Source organism: Limnohabitans sp. TS-CS-82 (assembly GCF_002943475.1).
This window is the reverse complement of record NZ_PTQX01000002.1, coordinates 594,340-616,591: the sequence shown is the minus strand read 5'-3', so window position 1 is coordinate 616,591 and position 22,252 is coordinate 594,340. Positions and strand designations below refer to the sequence as shown.

Sequence of the window (22,252 nt, the reverse complement as noted above, 5' to 3'; positions counted from 1 at the left end):
TATCAACTAGCAAACAAGTGTTCGCGCAGCCAAATATGCACAGGGTCTTGCTGGTGCCGCACATGCCAGATGGCGTACATGGGCATGTCTGGCGTGTCAAAGGGCACGGGCGCATCCGCCAAACCGCGCAGCAAACCTTGACGCAGCAAGCCGGGCAGGGTGGCCAAGCGCTCCGTGCCAGCCACGAACGCCGCAACGCCTGCAAAACTGCTCAAGGTGGCCGAAAAACGGCGTTGCACGCCTTTTTTAAGCAGTAATTCGTCAATGTCTAAGCTGCGACGCGGTTGGTGCACCACGGTGATGTGCTCGGCGGCCTCATAGGCTTTGAGCGAGCGCGGGGCTTTGCGCATCTGCGGGTCATAAAACACACGGTAGTTGTCGGCAAACAGGCGCTTGTGTTTGATGTCGGTGGCATCCGGTGGACGCGGGCTGATGACCAGCTGGCAGTCTTGTGCGCGCAGCATGTCGGCGCTGGGCACATCGGATGGCACTACGCGCAGCGTGACACCTGGCGCTTGGGCTTGCAAGCGGTTCAACAAGCCCGGCAGCAGCAAGTCGCGCTGCAAATCGTTGGCGGCGATGGTGAAACATTGGGTCAGGCGCGCAGGCTCAAACGCACCACTGTGTACAAAACCTTGCAGCTGAGTCAGCAGCCCTTGCGCTTGCAAGGCCAAAGCTTCTGCGCGTGCTGTGGGCACAATGCCGCGCCCTGATTTGACAAACAAGGCGTCGCCCATGATGGCGCGCAAGCGGTCAAGCTGGTGGCTCACGGCGGACTGCGTGATGCCCAGTGCATTGGCCGCTGCTGTGACCGAGCCTTGCTCAATGACCGTGCTGAGCAAATGCAGCAGGTGGCCGTCCAGATCCAAATGATTAAATTTTTTCATGGAATAAATGAGTAATGCGCTGTTTATTTTATGGGTTGAAACGCTCACACTCCGTTCCATTGAAAAACTTCAATCACGGAGACACCCCATGAGCCACAAACCTGAACCGATTTTTGGAACCACTTTGTTTGACGGTGACCAAGCCCAAAAAGGCTACGCCCTCAACAAGATGTGCTACTCGTTCAACAGCGCTGATAACCGCAACACCTTCAAAGCCGACGAAGAGGCGTACATCAAGCAATACGGCTTGAACGTGCAGCAAGCCGACGCCATTCGCACACGCAATGTGTTGGGGTTGATTGCCGCCGGTGGCAATGTGTATTACCTCGCCAAGTTCGCAGGTATTTTGGGTTTGGATGTGCAAGACCTGGGCGCTGCCCAAACCGGCATGACCAAAGAAGAATTCAAAGCCAAGCTGCGCGCTGCAGCCCACCAATAAACATCAAGGAGACACACCATGGCACACATCGTTGGCGGCCTCGCCTCATCACACATCCCATCCATCGGTGGCGCGATTGCCAAAGGCATTCAGCAAGACCCGTACTGGAAACCATTTTTTGATGGCTTCCCACCCATTCACGCGTGGTTGGGCAAGGTCAAGCCCGATGTGGCCGTGGTGTTCTACAACGACCACGGTTTGAACTTCTTCCTCGACAAAATGCCCACCTTTGCTGTGGGTGCCGCAGCGCAATACAACAACGCCGACGAAGGCTGGGGCATCCCCACTTTGCCACCGTTCAAAGGCGCACCTGATTTGTCGTGGCACATCATCAACGAGTTGGTGGAAAAAGAATTTGACTTGGTGACCTGCCAAGAGATGCTGGTGGACCATGCGTTCACCTTGCCGCTCAAACTGTTCTGGCCTGGCGATGCGTGCCCCGTTCTGACCGTGCCGATTTGTATCAACACTGTGCAGTTCCCATTGCCATCGGCCAAGCGTTGTTACAACTTGGGCAAAGCTGTGGGTGATGCCATTCGCAGCTGGGACAGCGATCTGAACGTGGTCATTTTGGGCACCGGTGGTTTGAGCCATCAGCTCGACGGCGAGCGTGCAGGCCACATCAACAAGGCGTTTGATTTGGAATTCATGGACAGCCTGCAAAAGAACCCCGAGTGGACCACGCAGTTCAGCATCCACGAGTTGGTCGAAAAGACCGGCACGCAAGGTGTGGAGTTGGTGATGTGGTTGGCCATGCGCGGGGCCTTGGGTGAGCACGTCAAGCCTGTGCATCAAAACTATCACATTCCAATTTCCAACACCGCCACGGGTGTGATGGCGTTGGCAACGGTTTAGAGCTGAGTCACGGGTTTTAAAAAGGCCCAAAAGAAAACCCCGCCAGCTTGGTGCTCGCGGGGTTTTTTATTGCCCTATCGACGTAGGGCAAAAAGACGCTTAAATCGTGTCGATGAAGCTGCGCAGTTTGTCGCTGCGGCTCGGGTGCTTCAACTTACGCAAAGCCTTGGCTTCGATTTGACGGATGCGCTCGCGCGTGACGTCGAACTGTTTGCCCACTTCTTCCAAGGTGTGGTCGCTGGCCATTTCGATGCCAAAGCGCATGCGCAGCACTTTGGCTTCACGTGGTGTGAGGCCATCCAAGATGTCTTTCACCACATCGCGCAAGCCCGCTTGCATGGCGGCTTCGATAGGCGCTGTGTTGACGCCGTCTTCGATGAAATCGCCCAAGTGGCTGTCGTCATCGTCACCGATCGGTGTTTCCATCGAGATCGGCTCTTTGGCGATCTTCATGATCTTGCGGATCTTGTCTTCTGGAATTTCCATCTTCTCGGCCAAGACGCTGGCATCGGGCTCGAAGCCAAACTCTTGCAAGTGTTGGCGGCTGATGCGGTTCATCTTGTTGATGGTTTCGATCATGTGCACAGGGATACGGATGGTGCGGGCCTGATCCGCGATGGAGCGCGTGATGGCTTGGCGAATCCACCATGTGGCGTAGGTCGAGAATTTGTAGCCGCGACGGTATTCAAACTTGTCCACGGCCTTCATCAAACCAATGTTGCCTTCTTGGATCAAGTCCAAGAATTGCAAACCACGGTTGGTGTATTTTTTGGCGATCGAGATGACCAAGCGCAAGTTGGCTTCGATCATTTCTTTCTTGGCATTGCGCGAGTTGCGCTCGCCGGCGTTCATGCGCTTGTTGATGTCTTTGAGTTGGTCCAAAGGCACCACCACGGTGGCTTGCAAGTCCATCAATTTTTGTTGCAAGTCTTGCACGGGCGGAATGAAACGGCCCATGGTGGTCGACCAAGGCTTGCCCGCAGCGGCTTGCTTTTCCACCCACTTGAGGTTGAGCAAGTTAGGTGGGAAGTCTTTGATGAAGGTGGCTTGAGGCATGCCGCACTTGTCAACGATGATGCGGCGCAGTTCGCGTTCTTTTTTGCGCACTTCGTCGACTTGGCCGCGCACCGATTCGCACAGCTTTTCAATGGTCTTGGCGGTGAAGCGGATGTTCATCAACTCAGCCGTCAAAGCCGCTTGCGCCTTGATGTAGGTAGGGGTGCCGTAGCCTTCTTTGTCGTAAGTTTTGCGCAACTTGTCGAACAAAGTGGTCATGCGATCGAAGCGTTCCAAGGCCTGGTTCTTCAACTCTTCCAGTTTCTTGGTGAGTGCTTTGGAGCCGCCTTTGCCGTCGTCATCGTCGGCTTCATCGAACTCGTCAAAGTCTTCTTCGGCCACATAGTCGTCGGCTTCGTTGAGGTTGCTGAAACCGTCCACGATGGTGGAGATGACCACTTTGCCTTCGCGAATTTCTTCGCCCATTTTCAAGATGGCAGCGATGGTGGCGGGCGAGCCACTGATGGCCGCCATCATGTCCATCAAGCCGCCTTCGATGCGCTTGGCAATCTCGATTTCGCCTTCGCGGGTCAACAGCTCAACCGTTCCCATTTCGCGCATGTACATGCGCACGGGGTCGGTGGTGCGGCCAAATTCGCTGTCCACGGTGGACAGGGCGGCTTCGGCTTCTTCTTCAGCTTCTTCTTCGGTCGCGGCCGTGGGGGTGTTGTTGTTGAGCAGCAGAGTTTCTGCGTCAGGGGTGTGCTCGTACACGGCCACGCCCATGTCGTTCAACATGGTGATCACGACTTCCAAGGTCTCTGCATCGACCAACTTGTCGGGCAAGTGGTCCGAGATTTCGCCGTGTGTCAGGTAGCCGCGTGTCTTGCCCAGCTTGATCAGGGTTTTCAGACGTGAACGGCGTTTTTGCATGTCTTCTTCAGACAGCACGGTCTCGTCCAGACCAAATTCTTTCATCAAGGCGCGTTCTTTGGCCTTGCTGATCTTCATGCGAAGCGGTTTGACTTTTTCGGTCGTCGCTTCGGTCGCAACAGGCTCTTCACCCACCAAGTCGGCTTCGATGTCGCTCAGGTCTTCGTCATCTTCGGACGCTTTTTTGGCTTTTGCTTTGGGCTTGGCTTTAGCCTTCGCCGCTGGTTTGGCTTTTTCTACCTTGGGGGCGTGTGCTTCAACGGCTGCAGGCTTTTTAGGAATGAGTCGGACGACAGGCTTGGCGTCAGCGGGCTTGGGGGTTTTGGATGCGGGCACGGAAGAAGCTTTCTGGGCAGACTTGGCGGCGACAGGCGCTGCCGATTTGGCCGTCTTTGTGGGGAGCTTTGTATCTGCCTTGGTTGCAGGCTTCTTGGACTTTGGGTCGACGGGCATGAAAACTCCTAGACAACAAAAAAGAAATCACAAAAAAGAGATAAATACGCAGCGCCACAAATGCGACGCGGGGGAAAACAAAGGGGGGAGGTTGGGCCTCAAAAGCAAGCGTGTGAGGGCGAACATTTGGAATGCAGTCCTTGCGATAAATTGGCGAGTCGTGCGCTTGTGTCACGGTTAGCCGGGCTCGGAGGTGCTGCTGTCGCACTTGCTAAGTTTGGATTATACCAAAAATGCGAAGTCGAGCTTATGCAAAAGCCCGCCATTGCTACGTTTCTGCGGTGTTGGGGTTGACCGATTCAAGTTGACGACGGCGTGCTTGCAAGGCTCGGTAGCGCTGCAAGGCGGTAGGGTCTTCTTTGGCCGACTCGATGGCCTCGGTCTCTTGCATCTTGATGCTTTCGATCAACATGCGATTGAGCATGCCGCGCAATTCAGCGCGGGCTTCCAACGCCAGCGCTTCAGGTGTCGCGTCATCTGGGCGCGGGTTGCCGTCGTCGTCAAGGATGGGCGTGAAGGCCGAGGCCATCACGCGAAGCGCCAAGTCTTCGATCTCTTCGCCACGCAAGCCTTCACGCAAAACGCCCCAAGCTTGGTTGCCGTGTTCGTGGTGGTGGTGGTCTAGCCAAACGAACAAGGGGCCGTGCGGCGCTGCCAAGTCGCACAAGAGGTTGTGGTCTTCGGTGGAGAGCTGCTCCCAAATCGACATGTCGGACAACAACACGCGGGCGGCATGGTCTGCGCGGCCTTGGGGCATGTGGCGGGTGCGGCGTGGGCCGAAGCTTTGCGTCCGTTCGCGTGGTTTGAACTTGGACGATTTTTTGTACTCACCGGAACGTCCCGAGCTGTTCGCTGGGGCAGGCGCCGGAGGTATCCACAAGTCTTGCAGCTCGTGGTTGCCTAAGTCGGCCAAGTTGGCCACTTCGGTGAGCAGTTGGCGTTTCAGGGCGCCGTCAGGCAGGGCCATCCACATGGGCTTGGCGTTGCTGGCCATGTGCGCGCGGCCTTCGGCCGTGTGTAAGTCGCAGCCTTCACGCGCCACTTCGATCAAGAAGCGGCTGAGCGGCATGGCCTCGGTCACGCAATGGGCAAAGCCTTCTTTGCCAAATTCGCGGATGTAGCTGTCTGGGTCATGTTCAGCGGGCAAGAACAAAAATTTCACGCTGCGCACATCGGTGGCGTAGGGCAAGGCGCCTTCGAGTGCCTTGCGTGCGGCGCGTCGGCCTGCGCTGTCGCCGTCAAAGCTGAACACCACGTTGTCGGTGAAGCGGAACAGCTTTTGCACATGGTCGGCGGTACAGGCCGTGCCTAAAGTGGCCACGGCGTTGGGGAAGCCGAGCTGCGCCAGCGCCACCACGTCCATGTAGCCCTCGGTGACCAGCACGTAGCCCACGTCGCGCAGGGCGTTGCGGGCCTCGTACAAACCGTACAGTTCGCGGCCTTTGCTGAAGACGGGGGTTTCGGGTGAGTTCAAGTACTTGGGCGTGCCCTCAAACAGCACGCGCCCGCCAAAGCCAATGCATTCGCCTTTGACGTTGCGAATCGGGAACATCACACGGTCGCGGAAACGGTCGTAGCGTTTTTCGTCTTGGCCGTCTTCTTGGTTGACGATGACCAAGCCGCTTTCGGCCAGCATGGGGTCTTGGTAGTCGGGAAACACGCTGGCCAAACTGCGCCAGCCTTCGGGTGCGTAGCCCAAGCCGAATTGGCGCGCAATCTCGCCACTCAAGCCTCGGCCTTTGAGGTACTCAATGGCTTTGGGGGACGACTTGAGGTGTTTGCGGTACGCCTCGCCCGCCTTTTCCAACACATCGGTGAGGGTGGCTTGCTTTTGGCGTTGCTGTGCGGCGCGCTCGCGGTCTTGGGGCGAGATGTCTTCTTCGGGCACCTGCAGACCCACGTTTTGGGCCAAGTCTTTGACGGCCTCCACGAAAGTCATGCCCGCGTGCTCCATCAAGAAGCCAATCGCGTTGCCGTTTTTGCCGCAGCCAAAGCAGTGAAAAAACTGTTTGGCGGGGCTGACTGAAAACGAGGGAGACTTTTCGCCGTGAAACGGGCACAAGCCCATGAAGTTGGCGCCGCCCTTTTTCAGCTGCACATAGCGACCCACCACCTCGACCACGTCAACGCGGGCAAGGAGCTCTTGGATGAAAGATTGGGGGATGGCCATGGTGGGGGAAAACGTGGAGGGTCGATTCTAGGCAGACCCTCCCGCCTTTCCCGCCGTGCCTTGTTTATTTTGGTGCCAAACGAATCGCACCGTCCAAGCGAATCACTTCGCCGTTGAGCATATCGTTTTCAAAAATGTGCAGAGCCAGCTTGGCGTAGTCTTGTGGCGTGCCCAAGCGTGAAGGGAAGGGCACGCTGGCGGCCAGTGCTTCTTGCACGTCTTGCGGCATGCCAAACATCATGGGCGTGCCAAAGATGCCGGGGGCGATGGTCATGTTGCGAATGCCGTTGCGCGCCAAATCGCGGGCGATGGGCAAGGTCATGCCGACCACGCCGCCTTTGGAGGCGCTGTAGGCTGCTTGGCCAATTTGACCGTCATAAGCCGCGACCGACGCGGTTGAGATCATCACGCCGCGTTCGCCGGTGGCTTCTGGCGCGTTGTGGCTCATGGCTTCAGAGGCCAAGCGGATCATGTTGAAGCTGCCCACCAAGTTGACCATGATGGTTTTGCTGAACGTGTTGAGGCTGTGCGCGCCATTTTTGCCCACGGTTTTCTCAGCCGGTGCAATGCCTGCGCAATTGACCAAGCCCATCAACTTGCCCAGCGACACGGCTTTGGCGACCACGGCTTGGCCGTCAGCTTCGTTACTCACATCGCATTTGACAAACGCACCGCCGATGTCTTTGGCGACGGCTTCGCCTTTGTCTGCCTGCATATCGGCAATGACCACGATGCCGCCTTGTGCGGCCAACGCCCGAGCCGTGCCTTCACCCAAGCCTGATGCGCCGCCGGTGACGATGAAAACTTTGCCCTTGATCTCCATGAATTTCTCCAATAGTTGCGTGGATTGAAATTGTTGACGTTTACGTAAACGTCAACTTGACCCTTGCATTATGGAGGATGAGGCGGCGCCTTTGTCCATCGCGTGCGCACCCTATCTAGGACAATGGATGCTTTTGCGCTCATGGGGCTAGGAATTTTCAAAATGTCAGTTGTTTTCTCTCCGGCTTCGCTGCTCGGTCTAGATTGGCGCAGGTTGGTGCTGGTGGCTTGTGTTGCTGTGTTGAGCGCGTGTCAATCGCCTGGTCCTTTGGCGCCGGTGGCTGAAAAACCGACGGCACCTGCCGTGCCGCCCGTTGGCGGCGAGATGCCCGCTGTGAAAAAGGCACCGCGTCTAGGCTTGGCGTTGGGCGGTGGTGCGGCACGCGGATTTGCCCATGTTGGCGTGCTTCAAGTGTTGGAAGAGGCCGGTATCAAGGCCGATTTGGTGGTGGGCACGTCTGCTGGCAGTTTGGTGGCGGCGTTTTATGCGAGTGGCAAAACCGGTGCGCAATTGCAAAGGGTGGCGGAGACCATGGAGGAGGCCACCATCACTGACTGGACCGTGCCCTTGCTGGGGCGCGGCATGATGCGCGGTGATGCCTTGAGTCGCTACGTCAGTCAACAGACATCAGGACGGCGCATCGAAGAGCTAAAAATGCCGCTGGGCATTGTGGCAACCGATTTGCGCACGGGTGAGGGCGTGCTGTTTCAGCGCGGTGATTTGGGCACGGCGGTGCGCGCGTCTAGCTCAGTGCCTTCGGTGTTTGAGCCGGTTCGCATCGGTAACCGTGAGTTTGTGGATGGTGGCTTGGTCTCGCCTGTGCCCGTGCGTTATGCGCGACAAATGGGGGCGGAATATGTGCTGGCCGTGGACATTTCCAGTGTGCCAGAGGCTGCGAAGACGGATGACATGTTTCAAATCTTGATGCAAACCTTCACCATCATGGGCAAGAGTATCAACGCGTTTGAATTGAAAGAGGCCGATTTGGTGGTCCGTCCCGCCTTGAACCATGTGGGGAGCGCGGACTTCGGGGCGCGTCGTCGCTCGATTGAAGCGGGTCGCGCTGCCATGCTTCAGGCCTTGCCTAAATTGCGCGCAGCTTTGGTGCCACGCTGATAAAAAAAGGGCTCATCTTGCGACGAGCCCTTGAAGGGATCTTTGCACCCAAGGTGACGAAAAGACCCGAGGAGACAACTGGGACCAATTAACGCTTTTTAGCAGCGGTCGTTTTGGTGGCTTTCACAGCGGTGTCGGCTGCAGCTTGGAGGTTGGTTTCAGCCATGTCAGTGGCTTGTTTGACCGCTTTTTGCACAGTTTCCACGGCGGTGTTGCTGGCGCTCACGGCTTGCTTGAAGAAGGCGACAGCTTGCTCAGAGCCAGCAGGCGCGTTTTTCAGAGCTGTTTCGATGTAAGCAGTCACGGCTTGTTGGCCTTCAGCTGCTTTGCCTTCGAAGGCTTTGCTCAATTCAGCGGTCGTGCCCGAAGCGATGTCATAGATGTGACGGCTGTAAGCGGCAGATTTTTCAGCCAAAGGTTGCAAGAAGCTGGTTTGCAAGTTGATGAATTCTTGTGGGTCTTTGGCGGCCAACACGGCTTGGGCGTGCTCGGCAGACTCAGTCAATGCAGCACGTGCGGCAGTCAGATTGAGTTCAACCAGTTTTTCCACGCCAGCGAAGGCTTGGTTCGACAAACCAAACAGGTTGTTCAGGTTGGCTTTGTTCGAGGCGATGATTTGTTCGGCGTTCAGCATGGGGTTACTCCAAAAGTTAAGACAGTTTGCAAAAAATGTTGCGTTGCAGCATTGGGATGAAGTTTAGGGTTATCCCGTGAATCTGCAAGGCCTTGGCGGTGGTTTAGAGGCATGGTTCTAAATCGGGATGTTTTCGTGTGTTGGTCACAATGTGGCTCCTTGCCGCTTTTACCTGATAGCCCATGCGCGCCTTTTATTCTGATCAATTTGTGTTGCCTTTGCCTGAAGGCCATCGCTTCCCAATGGCCAAGTACCGTTTGTTGCGTGAGCGTTTGGCGCATGACTTGCCCGAGGTGACGATGCACGTGGCACAGCCCGCCAGTGATGGCGAGTTGGCGTTGGTGCACACGCCGAGTTACATCCAGTCGGTGGTGCAGGGCAGTTTGAGTGCGGCAGCGCAAAAGGACATTGGTTTTCCGTGGTCTGAGGCCATGGTGGAGCGGTCCCGCCGTTCCGCAGGCGCCACGGTGATGGCCGCACGCACGGCGTTGTTTGACGCAGAGGGCATCTCGGCGAATATGGCCGGTGGCACACACCATGCCTACGCAGATCGAGGCAGTGGTTTTTGTGTGTTCAACGATGCGGCTGTCGCCGCACGTTTGATGCAAGCAGAATGGGCGCGCACCCATGTACACCCGCTGAAAGTGGCCATCATTGACTTGGATGTGCACCAAGGCAATGGCTCGGCGCACATCTTTGCCAACGATGCGCACGTGTTTACCTTATCGCTACACGGTGCGCGCAATTTCCCCTTCGCCAAAGAAATCAGCGATTTGGATGTCGAATTGCCCGATGGTTGTGATGACGATGCCTATCTGCACGCCTTAGACCTCGCGCTTGCGGAGCTGACGTCGCGGTTTAGCCCAGGCTTGGTGATTTACCTCGCTGGCGCTGATCCGCATGAGGGCGATCGATTGGGGCGACTCAAGCTCAGTTTTGATGGCCTAGAAGCCCGTGATCGACGGGTGCTGGATTGGGCGTGGTCACATCGCGTCCCGTTGGCGTTTTGCATGGCAGGTGGATACGGCCATCAAATCGAGGACACAGTTCGCGTGCAAGTCAACACCTACCGTGTCGCCCAAGCGTATTGGCGACGCTGGCAAAATCTACATGTATGACGACTTCCACTTCTGCACGCCCTCAAGCGCAGCCGCGTAGCGCCTTCAAGGTCTTTCGCACCATCACCACGCGTTGGATGGACAACGACGCCTACGGCCATGTCAACAACGTTGTGTACTACAGCTGGTTTGACACGGCGGTGAACGCGCATTTGATTGAGCATGGCGCATTGGACATCCACCACGGCGACACGATTGGCTTGGTGATTGAAACCCAATGCAACTACTTCTCACCTTTGGCTTTTCCGCAAACCATTGAAGCGGGCATTCGCGTGGCCAAGCTCGGCTCGTCCAGCGTGCGCTACGAGGTGGGGTTGTTTGCGCAAGGCGCTGACTTGTGCGCTGCACACGGGCACTTTGTGCATGTGTATGTGGACAAAGAAAACCGCAGGCCTGTCAAGGCACTGCCTTTGAATTTAAAAACCGTTTTGGAGACTTTGGTATGAGCACCCCATCTGAGAACATCGCCGCCGTTGACCACGCCATCACCTCGCGCATGTCGGCTCGCGCATTCACGCAGCAGCCTGTGCCGCGCGAATTGATCACCGAGATTTTGCAAGTGGCCAGCCGCGCGCCATCGGGTACCAACACCCAACCTTGGAAGGTGTATGTGTTGCAAGGTGCGAGTCGCGACAGCCTCGTCGACAAAGTGTGTGCGGCGCATGAAGCCATGCGTACCAACCCGGAAGTCGCTCAGCAATACCAAGAGCAATATGACTATTACCCCAAGCAATGGATCAGCCCGTTCATCGACCGTCGTCGTGAAAACGGTTGGGGTTTGTATGGTTTGCTGGGCATTGGCAAGGCCGACAAAGAGCAGATGCATTTGCAGCACCAGCGCAATTTCAAATTCTTTGATGCGCCTGTGGGCTTGATGTTCACCCTCAACCCAGTGATGGGCCGAGGCTCGATGTTTGACTACGGCATGTTTGTGCAAAACATCATGCTGGCAGCGCGCGCGCGCGGGCTGCACACCTGTCCACAAGCGGCTTGGAACAGTTTTCACAGCATCATCTTGCCGCACATCGGTGCGGGTGAGGACGAGATGTTGGTGTGTGGCTTGGCCTTGGGCTGGGCGGATGAAAGCGACAAGGTCAACACCTTTGTCACGCCGCGTGTGCCTGCGGCTGAGTTCACCCATTGGGTGGACTGAACTTTTCAGAATTAGAGCCAGATGATCATCACCAGCCTGCTTGACACCGACCTGTATAAATTCACCATGATGCAGGCGGTGCTGCATCAGTTTCCCAGTGCGCAGGTTTCCTACAAATTCAAATGTCGTAACCCGGGTGTGAATCTGGCGCCGTATGCACAAGAAATTCGCGACGAAATTCGCTCTTTATGCAGCCTCCATTTTCAAGATGCTGAACTGGCTTGGCTGCGCAGTTTGCGGTTTATCAAAAGCGATTTTGTCGATTTCTTGGGCTTGTTTCATCTCAATGAAAAGTACATCGAGGTCACGGCGCTGCCCAGCGGCGAGTTGGACATCAGCATTCACGGACCTTGGCTGCACACCATTTTGTTTGAGATTCCTGTGCTGGCCATCGTCAACGAGGTGTACTTTCGCAACACCCAAAAAGTGCCTGATTTCATCGAAGGTCGCAAACGCTTAGATCAAAAAATTGAAGCACTGCATGCCGAGCGTTTGAGCGATTTGAAAATTGCCGATTACGGCACGCGTCGCCGCTTTTCGCGCGCTTGGCACGAGGAGTTGCTGCGCGTGTTGACCGCCAAATTGGGCACGGGCGCGCAAGGCCAATTGGCGGGCACCAGCAATGCGTTGTTTGCGATGAAGCTGGGCCTCACGCCTTTGGGCACGATGGCGCACGAATACTTGCAAGCTTGCCAAGCGCTGGGGCCACGTTTGCGTGACAGCCAAGTGTTTGGCTTTGAAACGTGGGCACGCGAATACCGCGGAGATTTGGGTATTGCGCTGAGCGACGTTTACGGCATCGAGCCGTTCTTGCGTGACTTTGACATGTACTTTTGCAAGCTCTTCGATGGTGCCCGTCACGACAGCGGCGACCCGTTCACATGGGGCGAGCGCATGATTGCGCACTACCGTAACAACCGCGTGGACCCCATGACCAAGACCTTGATTTTTTCTGACGGTCTGACGGTTGAAAAAATCATTGCTTTGTATCAGCAGTTCAGAGGGCGCTGCCAACTCGCTTTCGGTATTGGCACCAACTTGACCAATGATTTGGGCTACGAGCCGTTGCAAATTGTGATCAAGATGACGCAATGCAATGGCCAGCCGGTGGCGAAGTTGTCAGACACCCCTGGCAAAGGCATGTGCGACGATGAAAAATATTTGGCTTACTTGCGCCAAGTGTTCGGCATCGTGCAGCCCGTTTGAGGCTTGAAGGACACATGATGTTGACTGCGTTGGTTCTGATTTTTGTCGCCGCTTATGCGGCCATTGCCTTTGAGCATCCGCTGCAAATTAACAAATCAGCCTCCGCTTTGGTGGGCGCAGGATTGTTGTGGACGATCTATGCCGTCAACACAGGTGATGCGCAGCTTGTGGGTGAGCATTTGAATGCGTCGCTCATCAGCACCGCTCAAATTGTGTTCTTTCTGATGGGCGCTATGGCCATTGTTGAAGTGGTGGATGCGCACAATGGGTTTGAGGTCATCACATCGCGCATTCAAACGACACAGCTTTCCAGTTTGATGTGGCTGGTTGGCTTTGTGACGTTTTTCTTAAGTGCAATTTTGGACAACTTGACCACCACCATCGTGATGGTGTCGTTGATGAAAAAATTGCTCGACAAACGCGATGACCGCTTGTTCTTCGCAGGCATCATCGTCATTGCAGCGAATGCCGGTGGCGCTTGGTCACCCATCGGTGACGTCACGACCACGATGTTGTGGATTGGTGGCCAGATCACGGCGGTGGAAATTATCAAAGGCTTGTTTTTGCCATCGTTGGTGAATTTGATGGTGCCTTTGATCGTCACCAGCTTTTGGCTGAAAGGCCAACAGGTGGTGTCACCCATCGCTCAGAACGCGCCAGGGCAATCCAGTCAAACCACTGCATTTGAGCGTCATTTGATGTTCTTTTTAGGCTTAGGCATTTTGGTTGCTGTGCCTGCCTTTAAAACATGGACGCATTTGCCGCCTTTCATGGGCGTTTTGTTTGGTTTGGGTGTGTTGTGGCTTGTGGGTGATTTGGTGCATCGCGAAAAATTGGATGCGCACAAACAACACCTGTCTTTGACGCATGCGTTGACCAAAATTGACATGCCTTCGATCGTCTTTTTTGTGGGCATCTTGTTGTCAGTGGCGACTCTAGAGCACACCCATCTGTTGTCGAATGTGGCCGCTTGGCTAGACCAAGCTGTCGGGCGGCAAGATGTGATCGTGATGATCATCGGCCTGGTTAGTGCGATTGTTGACAACGTTCCGTTGGTGGCTGCATCGATGGGCATGTACAGCTTGGCCCAATATCCCGCGGACAGTTTCTTGTGGGAATTTCTGGCTTACTGCGCTGGGACGGGAGGCTCGATTCTCATCATCGGTTCCGCCGCTGGGGTGGCTGCCATGGGCTTGGAGCGCATTGATTTTATTTGGTATGTCAAAAAAATCAGTGGCTTGGCGCTTATCGGTTACTTTGCTGGCGCGTTTTTCTACATCGCTGAATATGCATTGACACATTGAAGATATTTTTATGAAACCCAAAATCATCATTGCCCGCCCCATTTTTGAAGAAGTGTTGACCCGCTTGCGCGAACACTTTGACGTGACCGACAACCAAGCTGACAAAGCGTGGACCAAGGCGTCGTGGATGCAAGCGCTGTCACAGCATGCAGGCGCACTCACCACGGGTTCTGACCCTGTGGATGCGGATGTGCTCAAGGCTTGCCCCAACTTGAAAGCTGTGGCGAACATGGCCGTGGGTTACAACAACTTTGACGTGCCGGCCATGACGGCGCACGGTGTGCAAGCCAGCAACACGCCGGATGTGTTGACTGAAACCACGGCCGACTTTGGCTTTGCGCTGCTGATGGCCACCGCCCGCCGCTTGACCGAGAGCGAGCACTATTTACGTCGCGGTGAATGGACGCAATGGCGTTACGACATGTTTGCTGGCGCTGAAGTGCATGGCAGCACTTTGGGCATTTTGGGCATGGGCCGCATCGGTCAAGGCATTGCCAAGCGTGGTGCGCATGGGTTTGGCATGAAGGTGATTTATCACAACCGCTCGCGCCTGAGTCCTGAACTTGAGGCTGAATGTGGTGCAAGTTACGTGAGTAAAGAAGAGTTGTTGCGCAGCGCAGATCATCTGATGTTGGTTGTGCCTTACAGCGCAGCCTCGCACCACACCATTGGTGCAGCAGAGCTGGCGCAGATGAAACCCACAGCCACCTTGGTCAACATTGCGCGCGGCGGCATTGTGGATGACGCGGCGTTGGCTGTTGCCTTGCGCGAACGTCGCATTGCAGCGGCAGGTTTGGATGTGTTCGAAGGTGAACCCAAAGTTCATCCAGACTTGTTGACCGTGCCCAACATCGTATTGACCCCTCACATTGCCAGTGCGTCGATCGCCACACGCATGGCCATGGCCAATTTGGCCGCCGACAACTTGATCAGCTATTTCACCCAAGGCAAATCGCTGACGCCACTCAACACCTTAGGCGCGTGATGGAAGTTTGGATTGCCGTTGGGATTGGGTTCATCAACGCACTGCTGTTGGTGGTGGTGCTGCGCCGCTCGGGTTCAGACAACCGAGAAGAAGCGCAATTGCAAGCGCAGGCGCAAGCTTTAGCGTTGCAACAAAGCATGTTGAATGTGCAAGAAAAGTTGGAGCGTGTGGAGCGAGAGTTGCGTTTCGAGATCACCGAGTCGTCGCGCGGCGGGCGGCAAGAGTTGACGCAAACCTTGGCGAGTTTTCAGCAAAGCCAAGTGCAACAACTGAGCTTGATGCAAACCACCATCAGCGACACCTTGAACCAACAGCTGCAGCAATTGCAAAAGAGCAACGCCGACAAGCTCGACGAAATGCGCCGCACAGTTGATGAAAAACTGCAGACCACCTTGGAGAAGCGCTTGTCTGAGAGCTTCAAACAAGTGGCCGAGCGGTTGGAGCAAGTCCACAACGGTTTGGGGCAAATGCAAAAACTCGCCGATGGTGTGGGCAGTTTGCAGCGCGTGCTCACCAACGTGAAAACCCGCGGCATGTTTGGCGAGGTGCAACTCGAAGCCTTGTTGGAGCAGGTGTTGACCGTGGAGCAATACGCCAAGCAGGTCGAAACCAAACCACGCAGCAACCAGCGCGTGGACTTCGCCATTCGCTTTCCCGGCCGAGGCGGTGCAGATGGTGAACCCGTGTGGTTGCCCATTGACGCCAAGTTCCCGCGTGAAGACTACGAGCGTTTGCTCGATGCCCATGACCGCGCCGATGCCGTGGCGGCAGAGCTGTCGGCCAAAGCCTTGGAGACGCGCATTCGCACCGAAGCCAAGAGCATTGCCGAGAGTTACTTGGCGCCGCCGCACACCACTGACTTCGCCATTTTGTTTTTGCCCATTGAAGGTTTGTATGCCGAGGTGCTGCGCCGCCCCGGGTTGATGGACAGCTTGCAACGCGATTACCGCGTCACCTTGGCGGGGCCGACCACCTTGTTGGCCATGCTCAACAGTTTGCACATGGGTTTTCGAACCTTGGCGCTGGAGCAGCAAGCCTCCGAAGTGTGGAAGGTGTTGGGCGCGGTCAAAACGGAGTTTGAACGTTATGGCGACTGGGTTGAAAAAGTGCGTGAGCAAGTGCAAAAGGCCGCAGACACCTTAGACCGTGCCGACACGCGCAGCCGTCAAATGCGCCGTGCGTTGAAAAATGTGGAGGCTTTGCCAGAAGCGGAAGCCCAAGCGCTGCTGCCTAAGTTTGACGAGGCCTTGGATGACTCGGACGCCAAAGTGTGAAGCGTGAACTGACGCGACTGATCACAGGGCAAATTTGCCTGCACGCCTGCATGGCGGGCATGCGCATGGCGGCACCTTTGATGGCTTTACGCAGCGGACAAAGCGAGGCTGCGGTGGGCGTGTTGTTGGCGTTGTTTGCCTTGACCCAAGTTTTCTTGGCCTTGCCAGCAGGGCGATATGCCGATGCGCACGGCCTCAAGCGCCCCGTCATGTGGAGCGTGCTCATGGCTTTTGTCGGGGCTGGTTTGGCTGCGTTGTGGCCCATCTTTCCGGTTTTGTGCGTCAGCGCTTTGTTGACCGGCGGGGCGACAGGTGGGGCCATCATCGCGCTGCAGCGTCATGTGGGGCGCGCGGTGAAAGACACCGCGCAGATGAAGCAGGCCTTCAGTTGGTTGTCGATTGGGCCTGCGTTTTCTAACTTCATCGGGCCCTTCACCGCAGGCCTTTTGATTGACCATGCGGGTTTTCAATGGGCCTACGCGGCGATGGCTGTGTTGCCACTTTTGGGCTGGTTGTGCATTCGTCACACGCGAGAGTTGCCGCCCGTCATCAAGCCTGAGGGGCATGAGAAAAATCGTGCGTGGGATTTGCTCAACGACGCCATGTTTCGCCGTTTGTTGATGGTCAATTGGTTTTTATCAGCTTGCTGGGATGTGCACACCTTTGTCGTGCCCATCTTGGGTCACGAGCGCGGCTTGAGTGCTTCAGCCATTGGTTCTATCTTGGGAGGATTTGCGATTGCGGCTGCGTTGATTCGCATGCTGTTGCCCATCTTGGCCGCGCGCTTGCAAGAGTGGCAAGTGATCACGGGTGCCATGCTGATCACCTCGGCGTTGCTGGGCATTTATCCTTTGATGCACACAGCGTGGACCATGGGTATTTGCTCTGTCTTGCTGGGGTTGTCTTTGGGCTCGGTGCAGCCGATGGTGATGAGCACCTTGCATCAAATCACGCCCGAACACCGCCATGGTGAGGCGTTGGGCTTGCGTCTGATGGGCATCAACGCATCGAGTGTTTTGATGCCGATTTTGTTTGGCGCCGCCGGCACGGTGATTGGCATTGGCGGCGTATTCTGGTGTGTCTCAGCCGTGGTGGGCTTGGGCTCGCGCAGCGCTTACCAACTCAGAGTGCATAAAACTCACGAATAAAGTTCCACGCGTCGTCGACGCTGTCGACATACTTGAACAGGTTCAAATCTTCTTCTGAAATCACGCCTTCTTCAACCATCACTTCGGGGTTGAACAAGCGCTTCCAGTAGGCACTGCCAAACAGCACGATGGGCACTGGTTTCGCTTTTTTACACTGCACCAGTGTGAGTGTTTCAAACAACTCGTCCAAGGTGCCAAAGCCGCCAGGAAAAGCGACCAATGCTTTGGCGCGCATCATGAAGTGCATCTTGCGCAGCGCAAAGTAATGGAACTTAAAGCTCAGGCCTGGGGTGATGTAGGGGTTGGGGCTTTGTTCGCGGGGCAGTGCAATGTTGAGGCCGACGCTGATGCCACCAGCTTCTGCGGCGCCACGATTGGCTGCCTCCATGATGCCTGGGCCACCCCCTGTGCAAATGAAGAGCTTGCGGCCATTGGTTCGGTCCGCGCTGAATTTGGTGATGACGCTGGCCAAGGCCCGTGCTTGTTCGTAAAAACTGGCATTGCGCAGCGAGGTTTCTGCGCGTTTGATGGCTAACAGATCACCACTTTCGCGCGCACGCACGAGTTCGAGGTGTGCCGCTTCTTCGCTGAGAAAACGTGCGCTGCCAAACACCACCACGGTGTGCTCAATGCCTTGTTCTTGCTGTGCAAGATCAGGTTTGAGCATTTCCAATTGAAATCGTAAGCCGCGTGTTTCTCTGCGTAGCAAAAATTCGGGGTCAGCAAATGCAAGTCGATTGGACTCTGGCGCCAACAAATCGCCGGTCGCGTGTTGTGCTTTCAGGGTTTCCCAAGCTTCTGCAATTCTTCGGTCGTGAGGGTCGAGCATTCCATCCATGCGTCAATGGTAACGGCAAGTGGTGCGCATTTCGCCAATGAAAAAGGCTCCCGAAGGAGCCTTTATGGGTCAAACCTATGAAGGCTTAGACGCGCTTGCGGTATTCGCCAGTGCGTGTGTCCACTTCGATTTTGTCGCCTTGAGCCACAAACAAAGGCACGGCCACTTCGAAGCCAGTTGCGATTTTGGCGGGCTTCAACACTTTGCCTGAGGTGTCGCCTTTGACAGCGGGCTCAGTCCAAGTGATTTCGCGCACAACGTTGGTGGGCAATTCGACAGAGATGGCTTTCTCGTCGTAGAACACCACTTCGAGTTCCATGCCGTCTTCGAGGTAGTTCAGGGCGTCGCCCATGTTGCTGGCTTCGACTTCGTATTGGTTGAAATCGGCATCCATACACACGTACATCGGGTCAGCGAAGTAAGAGTAGGTGCAATCTTTTTTGTCCAAGATGACTTGGTCCATCTTGTCGTCGGCCTTGAACACCACTTCGGTGCCGAAGTTAGCGATCAAGCTTTTGAGCTTCATGCGAACGGTGGACGAGCCACGACCGCCACGTTGGTATTCGGTGCGCAGGACGACCATAGGGTCTTTGCCGTGCATGATGACGTTACCGACGCGGATTTCTTGAGCGGTTTTCATAGTGTGTTGGTGTCTTGTGTTTGTGAAAGTGGCCCGTACAGCTCAAGCTGCACTGGGTTCGCATAGCCTACTATTTTAGCGTTTTTGTTCGACAAACCCGATCAGCGCTGTGCTTAAGTCGGTTTGGTGCTGTAAAACCTGTCGTGTTTGCAAGCTCCAAACCTGCCAAATGGCCAAATCTGAGGGGGTCCAAGCTGGCAGTGCCGCAGTCGAGCGCCCATTCCAGACGTCGTGGACATGTTGCAAAGTCTGGGGCATTTGTAAGGCTTGGTAAAAGGCCTGCAATTTGTCGTGGTGCGCTAGGTCGTCTTGTGGGTAGATGTGCCAAACAAAAGGTTGACCAGCCCACAGGGCGCGTACCAAAGAATCTTCGCCACGCACAAAGTTCAGGTCGCAGGCCCACAGCAAATGGTCAAAGTCGATTTGGCTGAGGTAGGGCAGGTGGCTGATGTGCAGTTGCTTGGCGCCGGCGGCAGGCATGTTCAAGGCTTGCGTGGCATGGGCTACTGCGGCGCTAGGACGGCCTTGGGCCACCAGAAGGCGTGTGGGTGCGTCGGTTTGGCTGAGTTGCTGGAGTAGTTCAGGTAGAGCCGCTGGCTCGTAGCAAAACAGGCTGATCACGCGCTCGTTGGTGCCCATGGGCTTGTCTAACGGCAGAGCACACAACCATGCAGCACGGTCAAATTTGGGTTGTCGCGCTTGGCGTGTGCTGATGGTGCTTGTGGCGTTGTCCATGTGTGTGGGCGCGTCAAGTAAGTCCAGCTCTCGAAGCAAACCGCCTGTGTCTGGCGTGAAGCCTGGAAAGAAAAACCATTTGGCCAAGCCGCGAGCAGGTCCGCTCATCACAGGCGAGGCCAAACCGTGCGATCGGGCCACATAGTCCTCGGCGCTCAGGTATTCGAGGTTGATCCACACAGGCGGTGTACTGCGTGTCATCAAGATTTGAAAAGATTCGGGAAGTTCGCAACCGAAAGCTTCCACCACGACATCGCCCACTTGACATGTGTTGCTGTCGGCCAAGGCTTGCAGGGCGGCATCGTCGGGCCAGGCATGCACCTGCACGCCTGCACAGCCAAGCGGCGCCATCCAAGCCAAGGCTGATGCATCGTCGACCCACAAGCGCACGGTGTGGCCGCGCTGCGCCAAGTCAGCGCACAGTCGCCAGCACACGCCGAGGTCGCCGTGGTTGTCGATGACGCGACAAAAAATATCCCAGTGCAGGACGGGGAATGAAGAGGTGTCTGGTTTCACGCTGCAGATTGTCCACAATACGGGGATGGAAGAAAAAGCTGCCCCACGCCACCCGCCCGAGTTGTTAGAACTGGTGGCGAGCTTGCCTGCGCTGCCCGGCGTATACCGCTACTTTGATGCGCAAGACCAAGTGTTGTACGTGGGCAAGGCCATCAGCCTGAAGAAGCGGGTCTCTAGCTATTTCCAGAAAGACCACGGCGGCACACGCATTGGCCACATGGTGAGCAAGATCGTGCGCATGGAAACCACGGTGGTGCGCTCAGAGGCTGAGGCGCTGCTGCTGGAAAACAACCTCATCAAAACGCTCAAGCCCAAGTACAACATCTTGTTCCGCGACGACAAGAGCTACCCGTATTTGAAGATGACGCGTGGTGTGCCAATGAAGGTCGATGACCCTGCAAAGCAGGCTGCATCGTCAGTTGACTTGGTAAATCCCAGCACTGCCACCCCCTTGAGCGTGAACCCCCAGCAAGTGCCGCGCGTGGTGTATTACCGTGGCGCGGTAGACAAACGCCACGACTACTTTGGCCCATACCCCAGCGTGTGGGCGGTGCGCGAAGCCATTCAGCTGCTGCAAAAAGTGTTTCGCTTGCGCACCTGTGAAGACACCGTGTTCAACAACCGCACGCGCCCGTGTTTGCTGTTTCAAATCAAGCGTTGTTCGGGGCCGTGTGTGGGACTGATTTCTGTACCCGACTACCAGCGTGATGTGGACAGCGCCATGCGCTTGCTGCGCGGTGAAACCCAAGAGGTGATGGGCAGCATCGAAGCGCGCATGATGGCGCACGCCGAGAAGCTTGAGTTTGAACAAGCCGCCGAGCTGCGCAACCAAATGAGCGCGCTCTCCAAAGTGCTGCACCAACAAGCGGTGGACACGGTGGGCGACCAAGACGTGGACATCCTCGCCGTCAAAGTGCAGGGCGGCAAAGCCTGTGTCAACTTGGCCATGGTGCGCGGTGGCCGCCATTTAGGTGACCGCCCTTACTTTCCCGTGCATGTGGACGATGCCGAGCCTACCGAAGTGCTGGAAGCGTTTTTGAGCCAGCACTATTTGGACGTCCCTGTGCCGCCCGCGCTCATCACCAGCCATGCGGTGGACAAAGAACTGCTGCAAGCACTGACCGAGCAAACCGGCGTGAAGATTACTGCCGTGCACAACCCGCGCGAGCAACGCCGCGTGTGGCTAGAAATGGCGCAACAAAACGCTGACATTCAACTGGCCCGCTTGTTGGCCGAAGAAGGCTCGCAACAAGCACGCACCCGTGCGCTGGTGGATGCGCTCGATTTAGCGCCAGAAGATTTAGAGCAATTCCGCGTGGAGTGCTTTGACATTTCGCACACCTCGGGCGAGTCCACACAGGCCTCGTGCGTGGTGTTCCATCACCACAAAATGCAAAGCGCGGAATACCGCCGCTACAACATCGAGGGCATCACGGGTGGCGACGACTACGCCGCCATGCGCCAAGTGCTGGTGCGCCGCTACAGCAAGCTGGCCGAGGCTGTGCGTGCTGGCGAGGGCAAGCTGCCAGATCTGGTGCTGATTGACGGCGGCAAAGGCCAAGTGTCGATGGCGCGTGAAGTGTTTGAATCGCTTGGGCTCGACCTGTCGCGCATCGTGGGCGTAGAAAAAGGCGAGGGCCGCAAAGTGGGCCTAGAAGAGCTGGTGTTTGCCGATGGCCGCGAGAAGGTGTACCTCGGTCGTGATTCAGCTGCGTTGATGCTGGTTGCGCAAATCCGCGACGAGGCCCATCGCTTTGCCATCACCGGCATGCGTGCCGCACGCGCCAAAGTGCGCGTGGGGGGCAGCAAGCTCGAAGAGATTCCGGGTGTGGGCCCCAAGAAACGCGCCAAGTTACTTCAGCGCTTTGGCGGTGCACGCGGCGTGGGCGATGCCAGTGTGGCAGACCTGTGTACCGTGGAAGGTATTTCAGAAGACTTGGCACAAACAATTTACAACGCCTTGCGTTAGCTCACAGCTCAACGATGCACGTGTTTTGGTTATTCAGCAGTTTTTCTTGCTGCTGTGCGC

General features: G+C 56.1%; 20 protein-coding genes. 12 read left to right on the top strand and 8 right to left on the bottom strand.

Translation table 11 applies throughout. The features are described from left to right. Positions 1-2: 2 nt before the first annotated feature. Positions 3-887: a LysR family transcriptional regulator gene (locus C5F52_RS07280; protein ID WP_104797649.1), complete on the bottom strand. Its 885-nt coding sequence runs from the start codon at positions 885-887 to the stop codon at positions 3-5. An 88-nt stretch (positions 888-975) separates the two neighbouring features. Here C5F52_RS07280 and C5F52_RS07275 point away from each other — a divergent pair, with 88 nt between their 5' ends. Together C5F52_RS07275 and C5F52_RS07270 are read left to right on the top strand one after the other, a co-directional pair. Continuing rightward, positions 976-1,326 (top strand): protocatechuate 4,5-dioxygenase subunit alpha, encoded by a 351-nt coding sequence (locus C5F52_RS07275; protein WP_104797648.1) that lies wholly within the window; start codon positions 976-978, stop codon positions 1,324-1,326. Positions 1,327-1,344: 18 nt separating this feature from the next. Then, entirely contained in the window at positions 1,345-2,181 is an 837-nt protein-coding gene (locus C5F52_RS07270) for a class III extradiol dioxygenase family protein (RefSeq protein ID WP_104797647.1), read from the top strand. Positions 2,182-2,280: 99 nt separating this feature from the next. Here the strand turns inward: C5F52_RS07270 and rpoD are convergent, their stop codons facing one another. The 3 genes from rpoD to C5F52_RS07255 form a co-directional block, all read right to left on the bottom strand. Beyond that, positions 2,281-4,563: an RNA polymerase sigma factor RpoD gene (rpoD, locus tag C5F52_RS07265; protein ID WP_104797646.1), complete on the bottom strand. Its 2,283-nt coding sequence runs from the start codon at positions 4,561-4,563 to the stop codon at positions 2,281-2,283. A gap of 268 nt (positions 4,564-4,831) precedes the next feature. Beyond that, complete coding sequence (dnaG, locus tag C5F52_RS07260) at positions 4,832-6,733, bottom strand: DNA primase (protein ID WP_104797645.1); 1,902 nt, start codon at positions 6,731-6,733, stop codon at positions 4,832-4,834. A 64-nt stretch (positions 6,734-6,797) separates the two neighbouring features. Continuing rightward, a complete protein-coding gene (locus tag C5F52_RS07255) occupies positions 6,798-7,556 on the bottom strand; it encodes a 3-hydroxyacyl-CoA dehydrogenase (RefSeq protein WP_104797644.1) in 759 nt (252 codons plus the stop codon). Between the two features lie 162 nt (positions 7,557-7,718). Here C5F52_RS07255 and C5F52_RS07250 point away from each other — a divergent pair, with 162 nt between their 5' ends. Beyond that, positions 7,719-8,672, top strand: coding sequence for a patatin-like phospholipase family protein (locus tag C5F52_RS07250; protein ID WP_104797850.1), 954 nt, complete (start codon positions 7,719-7,721; stop codon positions 8,670-8,672). An 88-nt stretch (positions 8,673-8,760) separates the two neighbouring features. Here C5F52_RS07250 and C5F52_RS07245 read toward each other — a convergent pair whose 3' ends face one another. After that, on the bottom strand, positions 8,761-9,306 hold the full coding sequence (locus tag C5F52_RS07245; RefSeq protein WP_104797643.1) for a phasin family protein: 546 nt from the start codon (positions 9,304-9,306) through the stop codon (positions 8,761-8,763). A 182-nt stretch (positions 9,307-9,488) separates the two neighbouring features. Here C5F52_RS07245 and C5F52_RS07240 point away from each other — a divergent pair, with 182 nt between their 5' ends. The 8 genes from C5F52_RS07240 to C5F52_RS07205 are packed head-to-tail and all read left to right on the top strand — an operon-like array spanning position 9,489 to position 17,494. Beyond that, positions 9,489-10,424 (top strand): histone deacetylase, encoded by a 936-nt coding sequence (locus tag C5F52_RS07240; protein WP_104797642.1) that lies wholly within the window; start codon positions 9,489-9,491, stop codon positions 10,422-10,424. Beyond that, entirely contained in the window at positions 10,421-10,870 is a 450-nt protein-coding gene (locus C5F52_RS07235) for a thioesterase family protein (RefSeq protein ID WP_104797641.1), read from the top strand. The genes C5F52_RS07240 and C5F52_RS07235 overlap by 4 nt, the downstream gene beginning before the upstream one ends. Further along, the gene (locus tag C5F52_RS07230; RefSeq protein ID WP_104797640.1) at positions 10,867-11,577 is read left to right on the top strand and encodes a nitroreductase; all 711 of its coding nucleotides are present in this window, start codon (positions 10,867-10,869) and stop codon (positions 11,575-11,577) included. Before C5F52_RS07235 ends, C5F52_RS07230 begins: the two co-directional genes overlap by 4 nt. A 21-nt stretch (positions 11,578-11,598) precedes the next feature. Then, complete coding sequence (gene pncB / locus C5F52_RS07225) at positions 11,599-12,783, top strand: nicotinate phosphoribosyltransferase (protein WP_104797639.1); 1,185 nt, start codon at positions 11,599-11,601, stop codon at positions 12,781-12,783. 17 nt (positions 12,784-12,800) lie between these two features. Beyond that, positions 12,801-14,087 (top strand): sodium:proton antiporter NhaD, encoded by a 1,287-nt coding sequence (nhaD, locus tag C5F52_RS07220; protein WP_104797849.1) that lies wholly within the window; start codon positions 12,801-12,803, stop codon positions 14,085-14,087. A gap of 10 nt (positions 14,088-14,097) precedes the next feature. Next, the gene (locus tag C5F52_RS07215) at positions 14,098-15,072 is read left to right on the top strand and encodes a D-glycerate dehydrogenase (protein WP_104797638.1); all 975 of its coding nucleotides are present in this window, start codon (positions 14,098-14,100) and stop codon (positions 15,070-15,072) included. After that, positions 15,072-16,346: a DNA recombination protein RmuC gene (locus C5F52_RS07210; protein ID WP_104797637.1), complete on the top strand. Its 1,275-nt coding sequence runs from the start codon at positions 15,072-15,074 to the stop codon at positions 16,344-16,346. Before C5F52_RS07215 ends, C5F52_RS07210 begins: the two co-directional genes overlap by 1 nt. Then, positions 16,343-17,494 (top strand): MFS transporter, encoded by a 1,152-nt coding sequence (locus C5F52_RS07205; RefSeq protein ID WP_104797636.1) that lies wholly within the window; start codon positions 16,343-16,345, stop codon positions 17,492-17,494. The genes C5F52_RS07210 and C5F52_RS07205 overlap by 4 nt, the downstream gene beginning before the upstream one ends. On the opposite strand, the gene C5F52_RS07200 is transcribed toward C5F52_RS07205, so the two are convergent. The 3 genes from C5F52_RS07200 to earP form a co-directional block, all read right to left on the bottom strand. Further along, positions 17,469-18,332 carry a TIGR00730 family Rossman fold protein gene (locus C5F52_RS07200; RefSeq protein WP_104797635.1) on the bottom strand — a complete coding sequence of 288 codons (864 nt, stop codon included), beginning with the start codon at positions 18,330-18,332 and terminating at the stop codon, positions 17,469-17,471. The two genes, C5F52_RS07205 and C5F52_RS07200, sit on opposite strands and share 26 nt — an antisense overlap. Before the next feature lie 85 nt (positions 18,333-18,417). Next, positions 18,418-18,972, bottom strand: a complete 555-nt coding sequence (efp, locus tag C5F52_RS07195; protein ID WP_100131994.1) for an elongation factor P — start codon at positions 18,970-18,972, stop codon at positions 18,418-18,420. 75 nt (positions 18,973-19,047) lie between these two features. Next, complete coding sequence (gene earP, locus C5F52_RS07190; protein WP_236657766.1) at positions 19,048-20,223, bottom strand: elongation factor P maturation arginine rhamnosyltransferase EarP; 1,176 nt, start codon at positions 20,221-20,223, stop codon at positions 19,048-19,050. Between the two features lie 25 nt (positions 20,224-20,248). On the opposite strand from earP, the gene uvrC reads away from it, so the two are divergent. Then, a complete protein-coding gene (gene uvrC, locus C5F52_RS07185; protein ID WP_104797634.1) occupies positions 20,249-22,192 on the top strand; it encodes an excinuclease ABC subunit UvrC in 1,944 nt (647 codons plus the stop codon). The last annotated feature ends 60 nt before the right edge of the window (positions 22,193-22,252 follow it).